The sequence below is a fragment of the Citrobacter sp. FP75 genome (assembly GCF_018342065.1).
In the GTDB taxonomy this organism is placed as follows: Bacteria; Pseudomonadota; Gammaproteobacteria; order Enterobacterales; family Enterobacteriaceae; genus Citrobacter.
In genome coordinates this window covers 513061-534273 of the sequence record NZ_JAFDOE010000002.1, presented here as the reverse complement: position 1 = coordinate 534273, position 21213 = coordinate 513061, and the positions used below count along the sequence as shown (strand labels likewise).

The 21213-nt window shown below is 52.1% G+C and carries 16 protein-coding genes; 2 read left to right on the top strand and 14 right to left on the bottom strand.

All coding sequences use genetic code 11. The annotated features are described in order from the left end of the window. Window positions 1-47 precede the first annotated feature (47 nt). Complete coding sequence (locus tag JQ822_RS10165; protein WP_213133548.1) at window positions 48-737, bottom strand: N-acetylmannosamine-6-phosphate 2-epimerase; 690 nt, start codon at window positions 735-737, stop codon at window positions 48-50. Continuing rightward, on the bottom strand, window positions 737-2293 hold the full coding sequence (locus JQ822_RS10160; RefSeq protein WP_213133364.1) for a PTS transporter subunit EIIC: 1557 nt from the start codon (window positions 2291-2293) through the stop codon (window positions 737-739). The genes JQ822_RS10165 and JQ822_RS10160 overlap by 1 nt, the downstream gene beginning before the upstream one ends. A 165-nt stretch (window positions 2294-2458) precedes the next feature. On the opposite strand from JQ822_RS10160, the gene JQ822_RS10155 reads away from it, so the two are divergent. Next, window positions 2459-3283 carry a MurR/RpiR family transcriptional regulator gene (locus tag JQ822_RS10155; RefSeq protein ID WP_213133363.1) on the top strand — a complete coding sequence of 275 codons (825 nt, stop codon included), beginning with the start codon at window positions 2459-2461 and terminating at the stop codon, window positions 3281-3283. A 228-nt stretch (window positions 3284-3511) separates the two neighbouring features. Here the strand turns inward: JQ822_RS10155 and JQ822_RS10150 are convergent, their stop codons facing one another. The 8 genes from JQ822_RS10150 to rlmD form a co-directional block, all read right to left on the bottom strand. After that, entirely contained in the window at window positions 3512-3859 is a 348-nt protein-coding gene (locus tag JQ822_RS10150) for a hypothetical protein (protein ID WP_213133362.1), read from the bottom strand. A gap of 196 nt (window positions 3860-4055) precedes the next feature. Then, entirely contained in the window at window positions 4056-4649 is a 594-nt protein-coding gene (locus JQ822_RS10145; protein WP_244848836.1) for a DUF4225 domain-containing protein, read from the bottom strand. A 12-nt stretch (window positions 4650-4661) separates the two neighbouring features. Further along, window positions 4662-4976 (bottom strand): hypothetical protein, encoded by a 315-nt coding sequence (locus JQ822_RS10140; protein ID WP_213133361.1) that lies wholly within the window; start codon window positions 4974-4976, stop codon window positions 4662-4664. Window positions 4977-5168: 192 nt separating this feature from the next. Then, window positions 5169-6467, bottom strand: a complete 1299-nt coding sequence (gene eno, locus JQ822_RS10135) for a phosphopyruvate hydratase (RefSeq protein WP_115257599.1) — start codon at window positions 6465-6467, stop codon at window positions 5169-5171. 86 nt (window positions 6468-6553) lie between these two features. After that, the gene (gene pyrG / locus JQ822_RS10130) at window positions 6554-8191 is read right to left on the bottom strand and encodes a glutamine hydrolyzing CTP synthase (RefSeq protein ID WP_213133360.1); all 1638 of its coding nucleotides are present in this window, start codon (window positions 8189-8191) and stop codon (window positions 6554-6556) included. A gap of 224 nt (window positions 8192-8415) precedes the next feature. Then, the gene (mazG, locus tag JQ822_RS10125) at window positions 8416-9207 is read right to left on the bottom strand and encodes a nucleoside triphosphate pyrophosphohydrolase (protein WP_213133359.1); all 792 of its coding nucleotides are present in this window, start codon (window positions 9205-9207) and stop codon (window positions 8416-8418) included. Between the two features lie 70 nt (window positions 9208-9277). Next, entirely contained in the window at window positions 9278-11512 is a 2235-nt protein-coding gene (gene relA / locus JQ822_RS10120) for a GTP diphosphokinase (protein WP_213133358.1), read from the bottom strand. Between the two features lie 100 nt (window positions 11513-11612). Next, entirely contained in the window at window positions 11613-12911 is a 1299-nt protein-coding gene (gene rlmD, locus JQ822_RS10115) for a 23S rRNA (uracil(1939)-C(5))-methyltransferase RlmD (RefSeq protein ID WP_213133357.1), read from the bottom strand. Window positions 12912-12968: 57 nt separating this feature from the next. Between rlmD and barA the strand changes: the two genes are divergently transcribed. After that, on the top strand, window positions 12969-15725 hold the full coding sequence (gene barA / locus JQ822_RS10110; RefSeq protein WP_213133356.1) for a two-component sensor histidine kinase BarA: 2757 nt from the start codon (window positions 12969-12971) through the stop codon (window positions 15723-15725). Between the two features lie 60 nt (window positions 15726-15785). On the opposite strand, the gene JQ822_RS10105 is transcribed toward barA, so the two are convergent. The 4 genes from JQ822_RS10105 to gudP form a co-directional block, all read right to left on the bottom strand. Continuing rightward, window positions 15786-16928, bottom strand: a complete 1143-nt coding sequence (locus tag JQ822_RS10105) for a glycerate kinase (protein ID WP_213133355.1) — start codon at window positions 16926-16928, stop codon at window positions 15786-15788. Window positions 16929-17010: 82 nt separating this feature from the next. Further along, window positions 17011-18351, bottom strand: coding sequence for a glucarate dehydratase (gene gudD, locus JQ822_RS10100; RefSeq protein WP_213133354.1), 1341 nt, complete (start codon window positions 18349-18351; stop codon window positions 17011-17013). Window positions 18352-18371: 20 nt separating this feature from the next. Then, window positions 18372-19712 (bottom strand): enolase C-terminal domain-like protein, encoded by a 1341-nt coding sequence (locus tag JQ822_RS10095; RefSeq protein WP_213133353.1) that lies wholly within the window; start codon window positions 19710-19712, stop codon window positions 18372-18374. A 2-nt stretch (window positions 19713-19714) separates the two neighbouring features. After that, window positions 19715-21067: a galactarate/glucarate/glycerate transporter GudP gene (gudP, locus tag JQ822_RS10090; RefSeq protein ID WP_213133352.1), complete on the bottom strand. Its 1353-nt coding sequence runs from the start codon at window positions 21065-21067 to the stop codon at window positions 19715-19717. Window positions 21068-21213 lie beyond the last annotated feature (146 nt).

Sequence of the window (21213 nt, the reverse complement as noted above, 5' to 3'; positions counted from 1 at the left end):
GATAATTATCGCAGATCCCCGCTAAAGTATCATGCCCCATCGATGCTTTACGAGGCGATCGCCGTGACAAAGCGCGCCGTTATCTGCTGCGGACGGGTGATAGCACCTCCCACCACCACGGTGTGTGCGCCCAATGCCAGACAACGCGCGGCGCGTTCCGGGGTATCGACGTTCCCTTCCGCCACCACCGGCACGCTGACCGCTGCCAGCACCTCACGTAAAAACCCGCAGTCGTTTTCCGCCAGCACATGCCCGGCGGTTTCTGCGGTATAACCGTAGAGTGTGGTGCCCACGCAGTCAAAACCCAGTCGTTCAGCGGTGACGGCCTCGTCTACGCTGGAAATATCAGCCATCAACAATACGGACGGGTAGCGTGCGCGGATCTGCACAACCAATGCTTCCAGCGTTTGTCCCCCGGGGCGCGGACGCGCTGTAGCATCCAGAGCAATAATCTCCGGCTCAACGGTCATCAGCTCATCCACTTCCTGCAGGGTGGCGGTGATAAACACTTCGCTACCCGGGTAATCACGTTTGATGATCCCAATGATCGGCAGAGCCACGCTCTCTTTAATGGCACTAATGTCCGCAACACTGTTCGCACGAATACCTGCCGCACCGCCCTGCGCTGCCGCCAGTGCCATACGCGACATGATAAATGGGCTGTGCAGAGGCTCATTTTCCAGCGCCTGGCAGGAGACAATTAACTTACCTTTCAGCGAATCCAGTACAGTTTTCATCACGATAAAATCTCTTCAACTTCATTTTTGATAATAGTGACGTGCGGACCATAAATAACCTGGACACCGTTGCCACGAATAATCACACCACGCGCCCCGGTTGCCTTTAGCGCCGCCTCATCAACTTTACTGCCATCTTTCACCGTCACACGTAAACGCGTGGCGCAGCAATCCACCTCTTCCAGATTCTCTTTGCCCCCAAGCCCGGCGACCACTGCCGCGGCCCGTTCGCTTTGAGGCAAGGCGGTTTCTACCGATGTTGCGTTCCCACGGCCCGGCGTCAGCCAGTCAAAGCGATTTATCAAATAACGGAAGGTGAAGTAGTACAGGAAGAACCATGGTACGCCCACCATAGGCACGTACATCCAGTTGGTTTTCGCTTCGCCCTGCAGTACGCCAAAGAGGATAAAATCGATAAGTCCACCCGAGAAGGTTTGCCCGATGGTGATATGTAAAATATGGGCAATCATAAACGCCAGACCATCGAAGAAGGCGTGAATGACATATAAGACGGGGGCCACGAACAGGAAAGAGAACTCAATCGGCTCAGTGATGCCCGTCAGGAAAGAGGTCAAAGCAGCTGACAACAGCAGACCGGCGACAACTTTTTTGTTCTCTGACTTAGCGGTGTGGTACATCGCCAGACATGCCCCAAGCAGGCCGAACATCATGGTGATGAAGCGCCCGGACATAAAGCGCGAGGTACCGACATAGAACTGCTGGGTGTTGGGATCGGCAAGCTGAGCAAAGAAAATACGCTGAGTGCCTTCAACCAGTTGACCGTTAACGATTTCGCTCCCGCCGAGCGCCGTCGTCCAGAACGGCAGATAAAAGATATGATGTAAGCCCAGTGGGCCAAGCATACGCAGGATAAAGCCGTACAGCAGCGTCCCCAGATAACCCGTTGCGTCAACAAGGCCACCCAGTCCAAAAATAAGTTTCTGGAAATGAGGCCAGACCACCGTCATCGCGGCACCCACTGCAATTGCCGCAAGCGAGCTAATGATCGGTACAAAGCGCGAGCCGCTAAAGAAACCAAGAAACTGCGGCAGAGAGACTTTATTAAAGCGACTGTGCAGCGCACAGGTGACAAGACCAATCACCACGCCACCAAATACACCCGTTTCCAGCGTCTGGATACCCAGCGTCATCCCCTGACCTACAGCCCCCGGGTTTTCTTGTGCCAGCGTCCCGTTCAGGATCAGCAGAGCATTGATGGTGGCATTCATCACCAGAAACGCCAGCAGCGCTGCAAGACCCGCCGTACCTTTATCCGTTTTCGCCAGGCCCACCGCCACTCCAACAGCAAAGAGCACCGACAGGTTGGCAAATACAATGGAGCCTGCGCTGGTCATGATAGTGAAAATAGCCTGCAACCAGTCAATATCTAAAAACGGATAAGCCGTCAGCGTGTTGGGGTTCGATAGTGCACCACCAATGCCCAACAGCAGCCCCGCAGCAGGCAATACCGCAATCGGCAGCATGAACGATTTACCGAACCGCTGCGCCTTTTCAAACCATGCCCCTGAGGAAGCACCGCTAAACATTTGCATCATTTTTTCATCTCCCCGATTTTTGATGAAAATTTTTACCACATTTATTTTTATAAATGAAAATTATCATCAAAATTCAGGAAGCAGATCATACTTTTTTAAAATGACTGGCATCTCTCCCCTGCTTTCCGCCACACTATCGACAGAGAAACGCATTAAGGATTTTGCATGTCAGATAATGAAAACCTGCTGCTGAGATTGCGCCAGAGCGTAAACGGATATAGCCGAACACAACAGAAGCTAGGTGAATATGTGCTGAGCGATCCAGCAAAAGTTGTCTACCTGACGATTACCGAACTGGCTCGCGAAAGCGACACCAGCGAGGCAAGCGTCACGCGTCTGTGCCGCACGCTAGGATGTAAAGGTTATAACGAATTTAAGATGGCGCTGGCACTTGATCTCCAGCACGGACAGCCGGTGGAACACAGCGGCGATGAGATTGACAATGTGGTCAATGAATCCGTGCAAGCGCTGCAGGACACGGCAAAACTACTCGACAGGACATTACTGGAAGCAGCCGCTCTTGCGCTGCATCAGGCGCAGTCGGTACAGATTTATGGCGTGGCGGCCAGTGCGATTCTGGGGGAATATCTCCATTACAAACTTTTGCGCCTGGGAAAACCCGCACAACTGTTCAGCGACATGCATCGTGCCGCCATGAATGCCACTACGCTTTCCAAAGACTCACTAGTGGTAGCTATTTCCAGTTCAGGCTCCACGCGGGATCTGCTACATGTGGTTAAACTTGCACGTAAGCAAGGCGTGCGCATACTGGCGTTGAGTAATACGCCACGCAGTCCGTTGGCTTCGCTGAGTGATATTCAACTGGTTGCAGCCAAGCCCGAAGGCCCGCTGAGCGCCGGGGCGCTAAATGCAAAAGTGGGCGTGATGCTATTAGTTGAATTGCTCACCACATCACTCATTTCGCTGGATGAAAAGTACAGCGATGTGAGTCAGCAAACCGCCAGTGCAACACTGCCGCTACTGCTTTAAAGGCATAAAAAACCCGCCACAGCGGGTTTTTTACGTTAAGAGTTAAAGAACAAGATGACGAATAAAAATGATGGGGACACCGGCCCCCCTCTCTTCTAGCAGGGTCTGGAACATCTCGTGAATGGGGGCTGTTAGCATTCTCAGTATCAAGATAAGCAATAATTTTCACAGATTCCGGAAACGGATCATACGCTGCGCTTGTTTAAGGTAAGATTCCCCTGTTCTCATTTAAATTCCTCGTAACTTGATATAAACTTTCCAAACCTTAAGATAATTTTTATGAAGCCGACAAGTTAACTCAATAACAAAAAACAACAACCCGAATATTAAAAATAGCACCAATAACTCACTGTAATCTTCTTTTCCAATTGAAAATATAAAAAATGACATAACAAAAGCCATGATAATATCAACTTTAATGACACTTGCATCTGTTAATAAATAGGCTTTTTGTATATTTACTTTGTTTTCATTAGCAAAGCGAATAAGTTTCTGTGCTTTATACTCACTCAAACCCGCAAGTTTAATACTTTCAGTTAAAGACTTATCATTCTGATCATATGTTTTGAAGATCATATCCTTATTCTCTCAATTCGGCCCAGTTAGTACTTTCTCCACCAAGAAGTTGATAAATAGTGAATCCACTAACTGCATCACCAGTTAACTCACTAGCGCCCCCGACTGCCCCCAAGGTTCTCCAACTGCGAATATAATCTTCCTGTATATAGCGAAATAATTTCCACGAATCTGTTCTCAACGTCAGCGTTGAGGCTTAACCAAATGAAAGAACAAGATCTCCTGTGGAAAAAGCAATATCACCATCCTTTTCATCGCCACCTAAAAGTTTAGCTACCTGACGATAGGCATACCGCAAAGGCATTCTCTTAGGATCTTCATGATATAATAAATAATAACCATTTTCCCAAACATTCTCGTTTCCCTGCATCATTAAAGGAACTCCATAATTTTTACATGCAGCACCAAGGCTTGCTTTACATAAACCAAAGCCACCGATAACTTGCATTGCCCCACTAACGAATCCAACTTGTTTTAATGCAATTGTTAGCATAGAATGTTTTGCTCTTTCACGCTCAGCTATTGCATATAATTTAATACTCCCCATTCTTAAGTTCATATGATGGTTAGTTAAAGACATATGATATTCACGTAATTTATCCATCGCCCTGCCAAAATCTAATCTCCCATAACGATATTCATCAAGAAAATATGATGTAACCCTACGTTCTTCGATCATATATTTTGAACGTATAGCCGGATCATGAAGATATTGAAAACTGATATCATAGACAAGTCGGTCAATATTTTCTTTTTCTCGTTGCAAATTCATTAATCCATAACTACTCAAAATAACCTCCTGTTATTTCCCAAGCAATTTATATTGAATCTTAATACTCCAAATTAAATTTATGACAAACGGTGTATAAAAGAGCGAAACGAGAGCAACAGCAATACAGACAAGAACGTTTACTATAAAATACTCTATCCCCTCGGTAAGGGATGCGAAAATTACTGCTAATAGTAAAGCCATACTCCAGGCGTAATATTTCCAGGCATAGAGAAAAAATGCCCGGCTTAAGCTAATTTTTTTCAATTTTGCCAACTTAATCAGGATAGCCGCATCCTTTTTTTTCATGCCAGCGTTCGTCAGTAGGTCTTCCAATTCATTACCCATTCAATATTTCTATTGTTTGATTATTATAAATATAAAATACATATATTAATGTATATTCTATCCTATTAAATTACTCCCAGTTAAATAATAACAAAGTGACAGAGATCAAATCGGTTATCAAATAAGAATAAAATGGTAGGCAAAAAAAACCCGCCGAAGCGGGTTTTTATCAAGAGTTAAAAAGCGGGGCGATTATGCCTGGCCTTTGATCTCTTTACGACCGTTGTACGGCGCTTGTTCACCCAGAGCTTCTTCGATACGAATCAGCTGGTTGTACTTAGCAACGCGGTCAGAACGGCTCATAGAACCGGTTTTGATCTGGCCTGCAGCGGTACCCACAGCCAGGTCAGCAATGGTAGCGTCTTCAGTTTCGCCAGAACGGTGAGAGATGACAGCAGTGTAGCCAGCGTCTTTCGCCATTTTGATCGCAGCCAGAGTTTCGGTCAGAGAACCGATCTGGTTGAATTTGATCAGGATGGAGTTAACGATGCCTTTGTCGATGCCTTCTTTCAGGATCTTGGTGTTGGTTACGAACAGATCGTCACCAACCAGCTGGATTTTGTCGCCCAGTACTTTAGTCTGGTATGCGAAACCATCCCAGTCAGATTCGTCCAGACCGTCTTCGATAGACACGATCGGATACTGTTTGGTCAGTTCTTCCAGGAAGTGAGTGAACTCTTCGGAGGTGAATGCTTTGTTGCCTTCGCCAGCCAGAACGTATTTACCGTCTTTGTAGAATTCAGATGCTGCACAGTCCATCGCCAGAGTGATGTCTTTGCCCAGCTCGTAACCTGCTGCTTTAACCGCTTCAGCAATAACAGCCAGTGCTTCTGCGTTGGAACCCAGGTTCGGCGCGTAGCCACCTTCGTCACCCACTGCAGTGTTCATACCTTTAGCTTTCAGAACTTTAGCCAGGTTATGGAACACTTCAGAACCCATACGTACAGCTTCTTTCAGGGATTTAGCGCCAACTGGCTGAATCATAAATTCCTGGATGTCGACGTTGTTGTCAGCGTGCTCACCACCGTTGATGATGTTCATCATCGGAACCGGCATAGAGAATTTGCCCGGGGTACCGTTCAGCTCAGCGATGTGTGCGTACAGCGGCAGGCCTTTAGCAGCAGCTGCTGCTTTGGCGTTCGCCAGGGATACAGCCAGGATGGCGTTTGCACCGAAGTTGGATTTGTTTTCAGTACCGTCCAGATCGATCATTATCTTGTCGATGCCAGCCTGATCTTTAGCATCTTTACCCAGCAGAGCCTGAGCAATTGGGCCGTTTACCGCGCCAACTGCTTTCAGTACGCCTTTACCCATGAAACGGGATTTGTCGCCATCGCGCAGTTCCAGTGCTTCGCGGGAACCTGTAGAAGCACCTGACGGAGCTGCTGCCATACCAACGAAACCACCTTCCAGGTGTACTTCGGCTTCAACAGTCGGGTTACCACGGGAGTCGATGATTTCACGACCGATGATTTTAACGATTTTGGACATTAGGTTTTCCTCAGTACAAGTTAAACTAAAACTCCAGACAAACAATGCACCCGGATGGGTGCATTGCCGTTCTAATTTTTTACTTCTTACTTCGCCTGACGCTTCTGATGTTCACTGGCGGCTTTCACAAAGCCGGCAAACAGCGGGTGCCCATCACGTGGCGTGGAAGTAAATTCCGGGTGGAACTGACAGGCCACGAACCACGGATGATTCGGTACCTCAATGATCTCGACCAACTGATCATCACCGGAGCGGCCTGCAACACGCAGACCCGCAGCTTCAATTTGTTTCAACAGCATATTGTTGACTTCGTAGCGGTGGCGATGGCGCTCAACAATTGTCGGCGTGCCGTACAGCTTACGCACCAGACTCTCATCGTCCAACTGACACTGCTGCGCACCAAGGCGCATTGTGCCGCCCAGATCGCTCTTCTCGGTACGGACTTCAACGTTACCGTCTTCATCACGCCATTCGGTAATCAGGGCCACCACCGGGTACTTACAGTCTGGCACAAATTCCGTGGAGTTGGCGTTGTCCATACCCACGACGTTACGAGCAAATTCAATCAACGCAACCTGCATACCCAGGCAAATGCCCAGATAAGGAATATTGTTCTCACGCGCAAAGCGTGCTGTCGCGATTTTACCTTCAACACCACGGTAGCCGAAGCCGCCAGGGATCAGGATAGCGTCAAGACCTTTCAGGATCTCAACACCGCGCGTTTCAACATCCTGCGAATCAATCAGCTTGATGTTAACGGTGACACGATTCTTCAGACCACCGTGCTTCAGCGCTTCGATAACTGACTTATAGGCATCCGGCAGTTCAATGTACTTGCCGACCATACCGATAGTCACTTCGCCTGCCGGATTGGCTTCTTCGTAGATAACCTGTTCCCATTCTGACAGATTTGCTTCCGGACAGTTCAAGCTGAATCGTTTACAAATATAATCGTCAAGGCCCTGAGATTTCAACAGGCCCGGAATTTTATAAATGGAATCGACATCTTTCATCGAAATCACCGCTTTTTCCGGCACATTGCAGAACAATGCAATTTTTGCACGTTCGTTGGCCGGAATCGCGCGATCGGAGCGGCAGACCAGAATGTCAGGCTGAATACCGATGGAGAGCAACTCTTTAACGGAGTGCTGGGTTGGTTTGGTTTTGACTTCACCCGCTGCGGCCAGGTACGGCACCAGGGTCAAATGCATAAACAGCGCGTTTTCACGACCGATATCCACCGCCAGCTGACGAATCGCTTCAAGGAACGGCAGAGATTCGATATCCCCAACGGTTCCGCCGATTTCGACCAAAACAACATCATGACCTTCGCCGCCTTCCAGAACACGCTCTTTAATCGCATTCGTGATGTGCGGGATAACCTGAACGGTTGCGCCCAGATAGTCGCCACGGCGTTCTTTGCGCAGAACGTCAGAGTAGATACGACCCGTGGTGAAGTTGTTGCGACGGCTCATTTTGGTGCGGATGAAACGCTCGTAGTGCCCCAGGTCCAGATCGGTTTCAGCGCCGTCTTCGGTAACGAACACTTCCCCGTGTTGGATTGGACTCATAGTACCTGGATCGACGTTGATGTACGGATCCAGTTTCATCATGGTTACGTTGAGGCCACGGGCTTCAAGAATGGCTGCCAGGGAGGCTGCGGCAATGCCTTTTCCCAGAGAGGATACGACCCCGCCGGTCACAAAAATATAGTTCGTTGTCATGCTGGACCTGAGAAGTTAGGGTGAAACGATGGAATTACCAAGACGGGAAAGTAGTATACCCGAACATGGCGAGCGCCACAAACTTTCATTATTCCTCCTCTTCACCAGGCTCACATTAACATCGGGAGTGAGAAAATAGCCCCTTTGGGGTAAATGTTTTTGACGTAAATCAATCGCTTGTTATTTAAAAAATCACACAAATCGCCCTTGACCGCCGAAACCCCTTAGAGATCAATTTCCTGGCGTTTTACCTGTTGCCAGACTTCTTCCATGGTTTCCAGATCAACACCAGTCATTTCCAGACCGCGCTCAGCAACTATTCGTTCGACTTCACGAAATCGTCGCTCAAATTTTTCGTTCGCTTTCTGTAATGCGGTCTCTGCTTTTGTGCCTAAATGGCGGGCCATGTTGACCGTGGCAAACAGCAGATCGCCCATTTCCTCCTCCAGTTTAGCCTGGTCGACAACAGCCTGCTTCGCTTCGAACATCACTTCGTCGATCTCTTCGTAAACCTTGTCCACCACCGGCCCTAACGTCTTCCAGTCAAAACCAACATTTGAGCAGCGTTTCTGGATTTTTTGGGCGCGCATGAGCGCCGGTAAACTGCGAGGAATATCGTCCAGCGCGGAATGCTGCGCCTTCTGGGCGCGTTCTTCAGTTTTTATTTTTTCCCAGCGGGTTAACACCTCGGTGCTGTTGCTGGCAGAAACATCAGCAAAAACATGCGGATGGCGACGCTCGAGCTTATCGCTGATGGCAGCGCAGATATCATTGAAATTAAAGCGCCCTTCTTCCTGCGCCATCTGTGCGTAAAACACCACCTGGAACAGTAGATCCCCCAACTCTCCGCGCAGGTCGTCGAAGTCTTCACGCGAAATGGCGTCGAGCACTTCGTAGGTTTCTTCAAGGGTATAGGGGGCGATGGTGGCGAAAGTCTGCTCTTTATCCCACGGACAGCCGTTTTCCGGGTCACGCAGGCGCTGCATAATACCGAGCAGTCGGTCAATTTGATTCATGTGACAATCCTGGAGATTTGAATAACTGTAGGCCGGATAAGGCGAAGCCGCCATCCGGCCTACGTTCGTATTAATTCCCGTGCAAACGACGCGCGTCGATCACATCCGGTACCTGGTTGAGCTTGCCGAGCACGCGCCCGAGCACCTGTAAGTTATAGATTTCGATGGTCATATCAATGGTGGCAAGCTGCTGTTTGGTATCACTACGGCTGGCGACCCCCAGCACGTTTACCTTCTCGTTGGCGAGAATGGTGGTGATATCACGCAATAAACCACTGCGATCATTCGCCTGGACGCGGACAACCAGCGAATACCCGGCAGAATAACTCTCGCCCCAAACCGCATCGACAATACGCTCCGGCGCATGTGAACGCAGTTCTACCAGCTGTTCGCAATCCGCCCGGTGCACGGAAATACCGCGACCCTGGGTGATGAACCCAACGATCTCATCGCCAGGGATCGGCTGGCAGCAGCGTGCGATATGGTGCATCAGGTTACCTACCCCTTCAACCACCACGCGCCCGTCATCTTTACGGCGGTTTTGCGGCGCATGTGTTTTCTGCTGCAACTGTTTCAGCGCGGCAGCATCCTGCTCGGCGGCGCTCGGCTTATTAAACTGCGCTTGCAGGAAGTTGACCATCTGGTTCAGACGGATGTCCCCGCCGCCAATCGCCGCCAGCAGCTCTTCCAGCTCATTGAAGTTGTAACGCGGCAGCAGATGTTTTTCTGCTTCTTTCAGACTAATGCCTAAATGCGCCAGTTCATCATCAAGGATTTGTCTGCCCGCGAGGATATTCTTGTCGCGATCCTGCTTACGGAACCAGGCGTGGATCTTCGAGCGCCCACGGCTGGTCGTCACGTACCCCAGGTTAGGGTTCAGCCAGTCCCGACTCGGGTTTGGCTGCTTTTGGGTGATGATTTCAATTTGATCGCCCATCTGTAGCTGGTAGGTAAACGGTACGATGCGCCCACCAATTTTGGCGCCAATACAACGATGGCCCACATCGCTGTGAATATGGTAAGCAAAATCGAGCGGCGTCGAGCCCGCCGGTAAGTCCACTACATCGCCCTTTGGCGTAAAGACGTAAACTCTGTCGTCAAAGACCTGGCTACGCACTTCATCGAGCATTTCGCCAGAATCCGCCATCTCTTCCTGCCAGGCGATCAGCTTACGCAGCCAGGCTATGCGGTCTTCATGACCGGAACGCGCAGCACCGGAAGCGGTACCTTCTTTGTACTTCCAGTGCGCCGCAACGCCCAGTTCGGCATCTTCGTGCATCTGTTTGGTGCGGATCTGGATTTCAATAGTTTTACCGCCCGGCCCCAGCACAACCGTATGGATTGACTGATAACCATTGGGTTTTGGATTCGCCACGTAATCATCGAACTCATCCGGCAGATGGCGATAGTGAGTATGTACTATCCCTAACGCGGCGTAGCAGTCTTGCAGCCGTTCGGCCACGATACGCACGGCGCGCACATCGAACAGCTCATCAAAGGCCAGCTGCTTTTTCTGCATTTTGCGCCAGATGCTGTAGATGTGTTTCGGGCGACCGTACACTTCGGCTTTAACGCCCTCGATTTTCATCTCTGAACGCAGGTGGCCAACAAACTCATCAATATAGTGTTCTCTGTCGATACGACGCTCATGCAACAGTTTGGCAATGCGCTTGTATTCTTCCGGGTGCAGGTAGCGGAAGCAGTAATCTTCCAACTCCCATTTTAACTGCCCGATACCTAGACGGTTAGCCAGCGGCGCGTAGATATTGGTGCACTCTTTTGCCGCCAGTACGCGTTCATCTTCCGGCGCGTCCTTCACTTCGCGCAGGTGCGCGATACGCTCCGCCAGTTTAATGACCACACAGCGGAAGTCGTCGACCATCGCCAGCAGCATGCGTCGGACGTTATCAACCTGCTCTGAGGAGACCGAGTCGGTGTGCGTGGCTTTAAGCTGGCGTATCGCCGCCATATCGCGCACGCCGTGGATCAGAGTGACGATTGACGTCCCCACACTCTCACTCAGGATCTCTTCGCTGACCACATTGGCATCTGCCAGAGGGAAGAGCATAGCTGCCCGCAGCGTGTCGATATCCATACTCAACATGGAGAGGATTTCCACCATTTCCACACCGCGCCACAGCAGCAGTTCCGCATCCGGATGCCCCTGTGTCTGCTGCAGGCAATACGCCCAGGTTTCGGCTAAGCGTTCACACGACTGCTGGCTGGTGATCCCCAGGCTCGCGATCCATTTTTTGGGATCAAATTCGCCAGCTTTATTGATATGTGCACTTCTTACCGCAACCATCGTCCTCTCCTTAAGGGGCCTGGCCTGTCGAAGTCGACAAGCCGTACCCATTGTCTTTCTGGCTGTAGTACAACCCGAAATCCAGTGGGTATAAGATTCATTACATATGCTCAAACAGGACCATTGACTCCAGGTGCCCGGTGTGCGGGAACATATCGAGCATCGCCAGTCGCTGAATGGTGTATCCCGCATTGAGTAACGCTTCGCTGTCACGAGCCAGCGTAGCAGGGTTACAGGATACATAAACAACGCGACCAGGTTTTAATTTTATAATATGTTGCATCACGCCTGCAGCACCTGCACGCGCGGGATCGAGCAATACTTTATCAAATCCGTTCTTTGCCCACGGCTGCCTGGTGACATCCTCCTCAAGGTTCTCATGAAAGAATGTCACATTGTGTAATCCGTTATTCAGCGCGTTTTCCCGACCTTTTTCGACCAGTGCGGGCACACCTTCAACGCCCACCACGCTTGCCGCACGAGTTGCCAGCGGTAGTGTGAAATTCCCCATGCCGCAGAACAGATCGAGTACGCGATCTTCAGGCTGAACATCCAGCCATTCCAGCGCACGGGCAACCATTTGCTGGTTTACCCCGGCATTAACCTGGATAAAATCTCGCGGGCTGAAGGTTAAACGTAGCCCATTTGAGTCATACCAGGGCGATTCTCCTGAAACAGGTTCAAGTATCTCGCTTTGCGGGGCCAGAAACAAAGACAGTCCCTGAGAATGCGAAAAGCATTCCAGTTTTTCTTTATCGGCCGAACTTAATGGTGCCGTATGACGCAAAATCATCAATGTGCCGTTACCCGCCTGCACCAACTCGATATGCCCAAGATGGCGAAGCCCTTGCAGACTTTCCAGACATGCCCTGATATCAGGCAACAGCGCCTCAAGTTGGGGCACCAAAACAGGGCATTGCTTCACGTCGATGATGTCGCTGGAGCCGGATTGACGAAATCCCATCTGCAGCAGCTTTTCTTTCGCCCGATAGTTCAGGCTTAAACGTGCGCGACGGCGATAACCCCACGGCGTATCGGCGATAACCTCCGACACTTCGCATTTCATTAAGCGTGACAGCGCTGCGCTTTTGCTACGCTGCTGCAAAGGAATGCTGGCGTGCTGCTGCTGGCAGCCACCACACCTGCCAAAATGTGGGCAACGTGGCACTTCACGTTCCGGACTGTCGTTTAAACGACGTTTGACTTGCGCGCGGGCAAACTGTTTTTTATCTTCGGTGATTGTCACCTCTGCGCTTTCCTGGGGCAGCAATCCCGGTATAAACAGGGCCTTCCCGTTATGGCGAGCAACGCCCTGACCAAAAGGATCGAGGTCATTGACGGTAACGGTTATGATCTGACGCGTCGTCACGCGTCGTTTTGCAGAGTAGAATTGCGCCATCGACGAGATATTTCTCTATTTAACAGTGTGACCCTAATTGTCCCATAACGGAACTCCATGACCAACTACAGCCTGCGCGCTCGCATGATGATTCTGATCCTGGCACCGACCGTCTTGATTGGTTTGCTGCTCAGTATCTTTTTTGTTGTGCACCGCTATAACGACTTGCAGCGTCAACTGGAAGATGCTGGTGCCAGCATCATTGAGCCACTCGCGGTCTCCAGCGAATATGGCATGAACCTGCAAAACAGGGAGTCCATCGGTCAGCTTATCAGCGTACTGCACCGTCGCCATTCCGATATTGTGCGGGCAATTTCGGTCTACGACGAAAATAACCGGCTGTTCGTGACCTCCAATTTCCATCTCGATCCGTCAGAAATGCAGTTGCCTGCCGGTTCGCCGTTTCCCCGTAAGCTGAGCGTCACCCGCCAGGGGGATATCATGATCCTGCGCACCCCTATTATATCGGAAAGTTATTCTCCGGATGAGTCTGCCGTCAGCGACGCGAAAAACACGAAAAATATGCTGGGGTACGTGGCGCTTGAGTTAGACCTCAAATCGGTGCGGCTACAGCAATACAAAGAGATCTTTATCTCCAGTGTGATGATGTTGTTTTGCATCGGTATTGCGTTAATTTTTGGCTGGCGCCTGATGCGCGACGTGACCGGTCCTATCCGTAATATGGTGAACACCGTTGACCGGATACGACGAGGGCAGCTCGATAGCCGGGTAGAAGGCTTCATGCTGGGCGAACTGGATGTGCTGAAGAATGGCATCAACTCAATGGCAATGTCGTTGGCGGCCTACCATGAAGAGATGCAGCACAATATCGATCAGGCCACGTCTGACCTGCGCGAAACGCTGGAACAGATGGAGATCCAGAACGTTGAGCTGGATCTGGCGAAGAAACGCGCCCAGGAAGCGGCGCGTATCAAATCCGAGTTTCTGGCAAACATGTCGCATGAGCTGCGCACACCGCTCAATGGCGTCATTGGCTTTACTCGCCTGACGCTAAAAACCGAGCTAAACACCACCCAACGCGATCACCTGAATACAATTGAGCGTTCCGCCAACAATCTGCTGGCCATCATCAATGATGTGCTCGACTTTTCCAAACTGGAAGCAGGTAAGTTGATTCTGGAAAGTATCCCGTTCCCGCTACGTAGCACGCTGGACGATGTCGTGACGCTGCTGGCGCACTCATCCCATGATAAAGGGCTGGAGCTCACACTTAATATTAAAAACGACGTGCCGGACAATGTGATAGGCGATCCGCTGCGTTTGCAGCAGGTCATCACCAATCTGGTCGGCAATGCCATCAAATTTACCGAGAGCGGCAATATCGACATTCTGGTGGAGAAACGTGCCCTCAGTAACACCAAAGTGCAGATCGAAGTCCAAATCCGCGATACCGGCATCGGCATTCCGGAACGCGATCAGTCGCGTCTGTTCCAGGCATTCCGTCAGGCGGATGCCAGTATTTCACGACGCCACGGCGGCACCGGGCTGGGCCTGGTGATTACGCAAAAACTGGTTAACGAAATGGGCGGGGATATCTCGTTCCACAGCCAGCCAAATCGTGGTTCAACCTTCTGGTTCCATATCAGCCTCGATCTCAACCCTAACGTACTCAGTGAGCGCTCACCCACCCGTTGCCTGGCTGGCAAACGACTGGCCTACGTTGAACCCAACGCCACTGCAGCGCAGTGTACGCTGGATATATTGAGTGAAACGCCGCTGGAGGTGATTTATAGCCCTTCATTCTCCGGGCTGCCGGCAGAACATTACGATATTCTGTTACTTGGCGTACCCGTCACTCTCCGCGAACCACTGACCATGCAGCATGAGCGGCTGGCAAGCGCCCGGGCAATGACCGACTTCCTGTTGCTGGCGCTACCTTGCCACGCACAGATTAACGCCGAGAAATTAAAACAAGGCGGCGCGGCGGCGTGCCTGTTAAAACCGCTGACCTCAACCCGTTTACTGCCCGCCCTGACGGAGTATTGCCATCTGAATCAAAGCACCGAACCGCTACTGATGGATGAGAGTAAAATTGCCATGACCGTCATGGCGGTGGATGACAACCCGGCGAATCTCAAACTGATCGGCGCATTGCTGGATGATATGGTACGGCACGTCGAGCTTTGCGACAGCGGGCATCAGGCGGTGGATCGCGCCAAACAGATGCAGTTTGATTTGATTTTGATGGATATTCAGATGCCGGATATGGACGGTATTCGCGCCTGCGAACTCATCCATCAGCTACCCCACCAGCAGCAAACGCCGGTTATTGCGGTTACCGCGCACGCGATGGCCGGGCAAAAAGAGAAGCTCCTCAGCGCCGGGATGAACGACTATCTGGCGAAACCCATTGAAGAGGAGAAGTTGCATAATCTGCTACTGCGTTATAAACCCGGCGCAGGCACTGCCATCCGGGCGATTGTCGCCGAGCCCCTTGAACCGGTCGTCAACCCGAATACGACACTCGACTGGCCGTTGGCGTTAAGGCAAGCCGCCGGGAAAAACAATCTGGCGCGCGATATGCTGCAGATGCTGATCGATTTTCTGCCGGAAGTGCGCAACAAAATCGAAGAACAGCTGGTCGGTGAAAACCCTGAAGGGCTGGTAGATTTGATTCACAAACTGCACGGCAGCTGCGGCTACAGCGGGGTTCCGCGTATGAAAAACCTGTGCCAGCTCATCGAACAGCAGCTACGCAGCGGCACCCGAGAAGAAGATCTGGAGCCTGAGTTTTTAGAGCTGCTTGATGAGATGGACAACGTAGCACGTGAAGCAAAGAAGCTATTGGGGTAAAGGTCTGGTTGCCGGATGACGACGCTCGGGCGTCTTATCCGGCCAACGCGTAATCATCATTCAACGTAACTGCTGTCCTGCTTTGAGGGTTGCAGCCACGTTTCGTGCCGTCATGCGGACATTTTCACCCGCTTTATCCAGCGCTTCATCCAGCGTACAAATGGTATAAATCACGCTAAAAACAGCATCAATACCATGTTTATGCACAATGCCCACGTCCGGGGTCAGACTGCCAGCAATACCAATGACCGGCTTGTTGTAACGCTTCGCGACGTTTGCCACGCCAACGGGGACTTTGCCATGGATGGTCTGGCTGTCGATGCGCCCTTCACCGGTCACGACTAAATCCGCATCCGCGACCCAGGTATCAAGGTGTAACGCATCGGTCACGATCTCAATGCCGCTGCGCAGCTGCGCGCCGCAAAATGCATACAGCGCGGCCCCCATGCCCCCGGCGGCCCCCCCGCCAGCCAGTTCCAGTACGTGAACATCCAGATCGCGGGCTATCAGTTGAGCATAGTGCGTGAGCGCCCGATCAAGGCGAGGAATCATCTCCGGCGTTGCCCCTTTTTGCGGGCCGAAAACCGCAGACGCCCCCTCTTTACCCGTTAGCGGGTTAGTCACGTCACAGGCTACTTCGATACGACACGCGGCAAGACGCGTGTCTAACTGCGAGATATCAATCCGGGCAAGCGCTTCCAGGCCAATCCCACCGTGCGCAATATCGTTACCCTGCGCATCCAGTAATCTTGCCCCCAGCGCCTGTACCATACCGGCGCCGCCATCGTTGGTGGCGCTACCGCCAATCCCGATGATGATATGCTCAACGCCCGCGTCCAGCGCATGACGGATCAGCTCTCCGGTTCCCCAGGAGGTGGTTTTCAGCGGATCGCGTGAACCCGGAGGCACCCGTTCCAGTCCGCTGGCAGCCGCCATCTCGATAAACGCAGAGCGCTCATCGCCCGATAAACCATAAAACGCCTGAACATTGGTCCCCAGAGGACCGGTAACATCAACATGCACAAGGTGGCCTTCCGTTGCAGCAACCATCGCTTCAACCGTTCCCTCACCGCCATCAGCAACCGGGATCTTTACGTAGTCCGCATCAGGCCATATTTCACGGAAGCCCTGCTCTATGGCAGTTGCCACCTCAAGCGCACTCAAACTTTCCTTATAGGAATCCGGTGCGATCACTATTTTCATAAAGCATCCTTACGCATGTTGATTGTGTTAAGCATACACCAGGGGAAAAACCGCTCACGCAATGGGAGCGGTCCCATGTCGCTTAGCGTACCATGCACGGGCGCTTATTATCAAACGTCCAGTTCGGGATCAAATACTGCATCCCCATAGCGTCATCACGCGCGCCCAGACCATGTTTCTGATACAACTCGTGCGCTTTCATCACCTGATCCATATCGAGTTCTACGCCCAGACCCGGTTTCGCCGGAACCTGCACCATGCCGCCTTTAATTTCAAACGGCTCTTTGGTCAGACGCTGGTTGCCTTCCTGCCAGATCCAGTGAGTGTCGATGGCGGTAATTTTACCCGGTGCCGCCGCTGCAACATGCGTGAACATCGCCAGCGAAATATCAAAGTGGTTGTTAGAGTGTGAGCCCCAGGTCAGACCGAACTCATGGCACATCTGCGCCACGCGTACCGAACCTTGCATGGTCCAGAAGTGCGGATCCGCCAGAGGGATGTCGACAGATTGCAGCGACAGCGTGTGTCCCATCTGACGCCAGTCGGTGGCTATCATATTGGTCGCCGTCGGCAGGCCGGTCGCACGACGGAATTCTGCCATCACTTCACGCCCGGAGAAGCCCTGCTCAGCACCGCACGGATCTTCTGCGTAAGCCAGAGAACCTTTCAGATATTTGCCAATGCTAATCGCTTCATCCAGCGACCATGCGCCGTTAGGATCCAGCGTCACCCGCGCCTGTGGGAAGCGCTTCGCCAGCGCGACGATAGACTCCGCCTCTTCAGCACCTGCCAGCACGCCGCCTTTCAGTTTAAAGTCGTTAAAACCATACTTCTCATACGCCGCTTCCGCCAGGCGCACCACCGCATCCGGGGTCATTGCCTCTTCATGACGCAGGCGATACCAGTCGCACTTCTCATCCGGCTGGCTCTGATACGGCAGCGGCGTCGCTTTACGGTTGCCGACAAAGAACAAATAACCGAGCATTTCGACTTCGCTACGCTGCTGACCATCACCCAACAGAGAAGCTACGTTCACACCCAAATGCTGGCCCAGCAGGTCAAGCATTGCGGCTTCAATGCCGGTGACCACATGAATAGTGGTACGCAGATCGAAGGTCTGCAAACCGCGACCGCCCGCATCGCGATCGGCGAACTGGTTACGTACTGCGTTCAGCACGTTTTTATATTCGCCCAGCGTCTTCCCCACCACCAGCGAAGCGGCATCTTCCAGGGTTTTACGGATTTTCTCGCCGCCGGGAATTTCGCCCACACCGGTATGGCCGGAATTATCTTTGATAATCACAATATTGCGCGTGAAGAACGGGGCATGTGCGCCACTCAGGTTCATCAGCATGCTGTCGTGGCCCGCAACCGGAATAACCTGCATAGCGGTAACGACTGGAGTGGTAAATTGTGCGCTCATCATAGTGTCCTTATTCAAAATCAGTGACGGCCGAAAACGGGACGTTTACGGTCAAAAGTCCATCCGGGGATCAGGTACTGCATCGGGCCTGCATCATTACGCGCGCCGCCGGGCAGTTTCTTGTAGGCTTCGTGGGCCTTCAGCACCTGATCCCAGTCCAGTTCCACGCCCAGGCCAGGCACGTCCGGAACGGCAATTTTCCCGCTCTTAATCTCCAGTGGATTTTTGGTCAGGCGGCAATCGCCCTCCTGCCAAATCCAGTGCGTGTCGATGGCTGTCGGATTGCCCGGCGCAGCCGCACCCACGTGAGTAAACATCGCCAGCGAGATATCAAAGTGGTTGTTAGAGTGACAACCCCAGGTCAGGCCCCAGTCGTCGCACAACTGTGCCACACGCACCGCGCCGGAAAGCGTCCAGAAGTGCGGATCGGCCAGCGGAATATCGACGGAATTCAGCATCACCGCATGACCCATTTCGCGCCAGTTGGTGGCGATCATGTTGGTTGCAACCGGCAGCCCGGTTGCACGGCGAAACTCGGCCATGACTTCGCGCCCGGAGAAGCCCTGCTCGGCACCGCACGGATCTTCCGCGTAGGTCAGCACATCGTTCAGCCCTTTGCACAAAGAGATGGCTTCATCCAGCAGCCAGGCTCCATTGGGATCGACCGTAATTCGTGCATCCGGGAAGCGTTTTTTCAGCACACGGGCGGTTTCAATTTCCTGCTCGCCGGGCAGCACGCCGCCTTTGAGTTTGAAATCTTTAAAGCCATAGCGATCCTGCGAGGCTTCCGCCAGGCGCACCACGGCCTCACTGCTCATCGCGCGCTGATGACGCAGGTGATACCAGTCATGGTTACCCGGCGTCGTCTCCAGATATGGCAAATCGGTCTTCGTGCGATCGCCAACATAGAACAGATAGCCCAGCACGGTTACCGCATCACGCTGTTTGCCTGGACCTAGCAGTTCGCAGACCGGCACGTTGAGCGCCTTGCCCAACAGGTCCAACAGCGCCGCTTCCAGCGCAGCCACCGCGTTAACCCGCAGTTCGAAAGTCCAGGCGCCTTTACCGAAGGTGTCAAAATCAGCGGCCTGGTTGCCTTTATGCACCTGCTGCACCACTTTATTCAGGCGGGCCACTTCCTGACCCAACACCATCGGAATAGCGTCAAGGAGCGTCTGATAAATCACTTCACCACCCGGCGCTTCACCGACACCGGTATTGCCGGCGTTGTCGGTAAGTACCACGATATTGCGGGTAAAATACGCGTTATGCGCGCCACCGATGTTGAGCAGCATACTGTCATGGCCGGCCACCGGGATGACCTTCATATCGGTAATAACGGGGCTTGATTGTGTTGTCATCATCATTGTCCTGCGACAGGTTTCAATTCGATACGTTTAATATCACCCACCAGCACCAGATAGCTCAGCACCGCAATCAACGCATGCACCCCAACGTAAATCAGCGCACCATTGAACGAGCCGGTCGTACCAACGATGTAGCCGATAGCAATTGGCGTCACGATGCCGGAAATGTTGCCAAACATATTGAACAGACCGCCGCTGAGGCCGCTGATCTCTTTCGGCGCGGTATCTGCCATCACCGCCCAACCCAGCGCCCCAATGCCTTTACCGAAGAAGGCCAGTGCCATAAAGCCGATGATCATCCACTCAACGTTGACGTAGTTACAGAACACCATCACCATCGACAGCAGCATACCCATGACGATAGGCGTTTTACGCGCAATATTCAGCGAGCCGGTACGACGCATCAACCAGTCAGAAATAATCCCGCCGAGCACGCCGCCCACGAAGCCGCAGATAGCCGGAACCGACGCAACGAACCCGGCTTTCAGAATCGACATGCCGCGCGCCTGCACCAGATAAACCGGGAACCAGGTAATAAAGAAGTAAGTAAGGGCGTTAATACAGTACTGACCGATGTAAATCCCCACCATCATGCGTGAACCAATCAACTGCTTAATTTGCCCCCACTTGACGCTAAACGGTACTTTGGCTTTGGCTGCCGCCTGATCCATGTTGATCAGCGCGCCGCCTGCGGCAATGTAATCCAGCTCTTTTTGGTTCACACCAGGATGCTGATTAGGTTCATGAATCACCTTCAGCCAGACAAAACTGATAACGATCCCGAGGCCGCCCATAAAGAAGAATACGTGTGACCAGCCCACTTCGTGAGTCAGCCAGCCCATGATTGGCGCGAAGATAACGGTGGCAAAGTACTGAGCGGAATTAAAAATCGACACCGCCGTGCCCCTCTCCTGCGCCGGAAACCACGCCGCCACAATACGACTGTTTCCGGGGAAAGAAGGGGCTTCAGCCAGGCCGACAAGAAAGCGCAGCGTAAACAGCGCGATAATAATGCCAAAGCCACTAAAAATATCGACGAAGCCCTGCAGCAAAGTAAACATGGACCAGATAAAGATCGACCAGAAGTAGACACGTTTAGAACCGAAGCGGTCGAGCAACCAGCCACCAGGGATCTGACCGATAACATAGGCCCATGAAAACGCGGAGAAGACATAACCCATACCGACGGCATCCAGGCCAATATCTTTGGCCATCTCCGAACCGGCAATGGATAACGTGGCGCGGTCGCCGTAGTTGAAGGATGTGACGATAAACAGCATCACCACTATCCAGTAACGAGCGTTTGTGCGCTTTTCCGCGCTGCTCGCCGCCTGACTTAATGAACTCATTGTTGCACTCCTGAATCCTGGCTTTCGCCAGTTCATTCTGTACAGCACCTGTAGGGTGATCAGAATGAGAGGTTAGTGTGTGGCAGTTTTGGTACAGCTCAGGGCCGTTTTATTCTGACTCGCTGCCTTTCCGGGAACTGACGTGA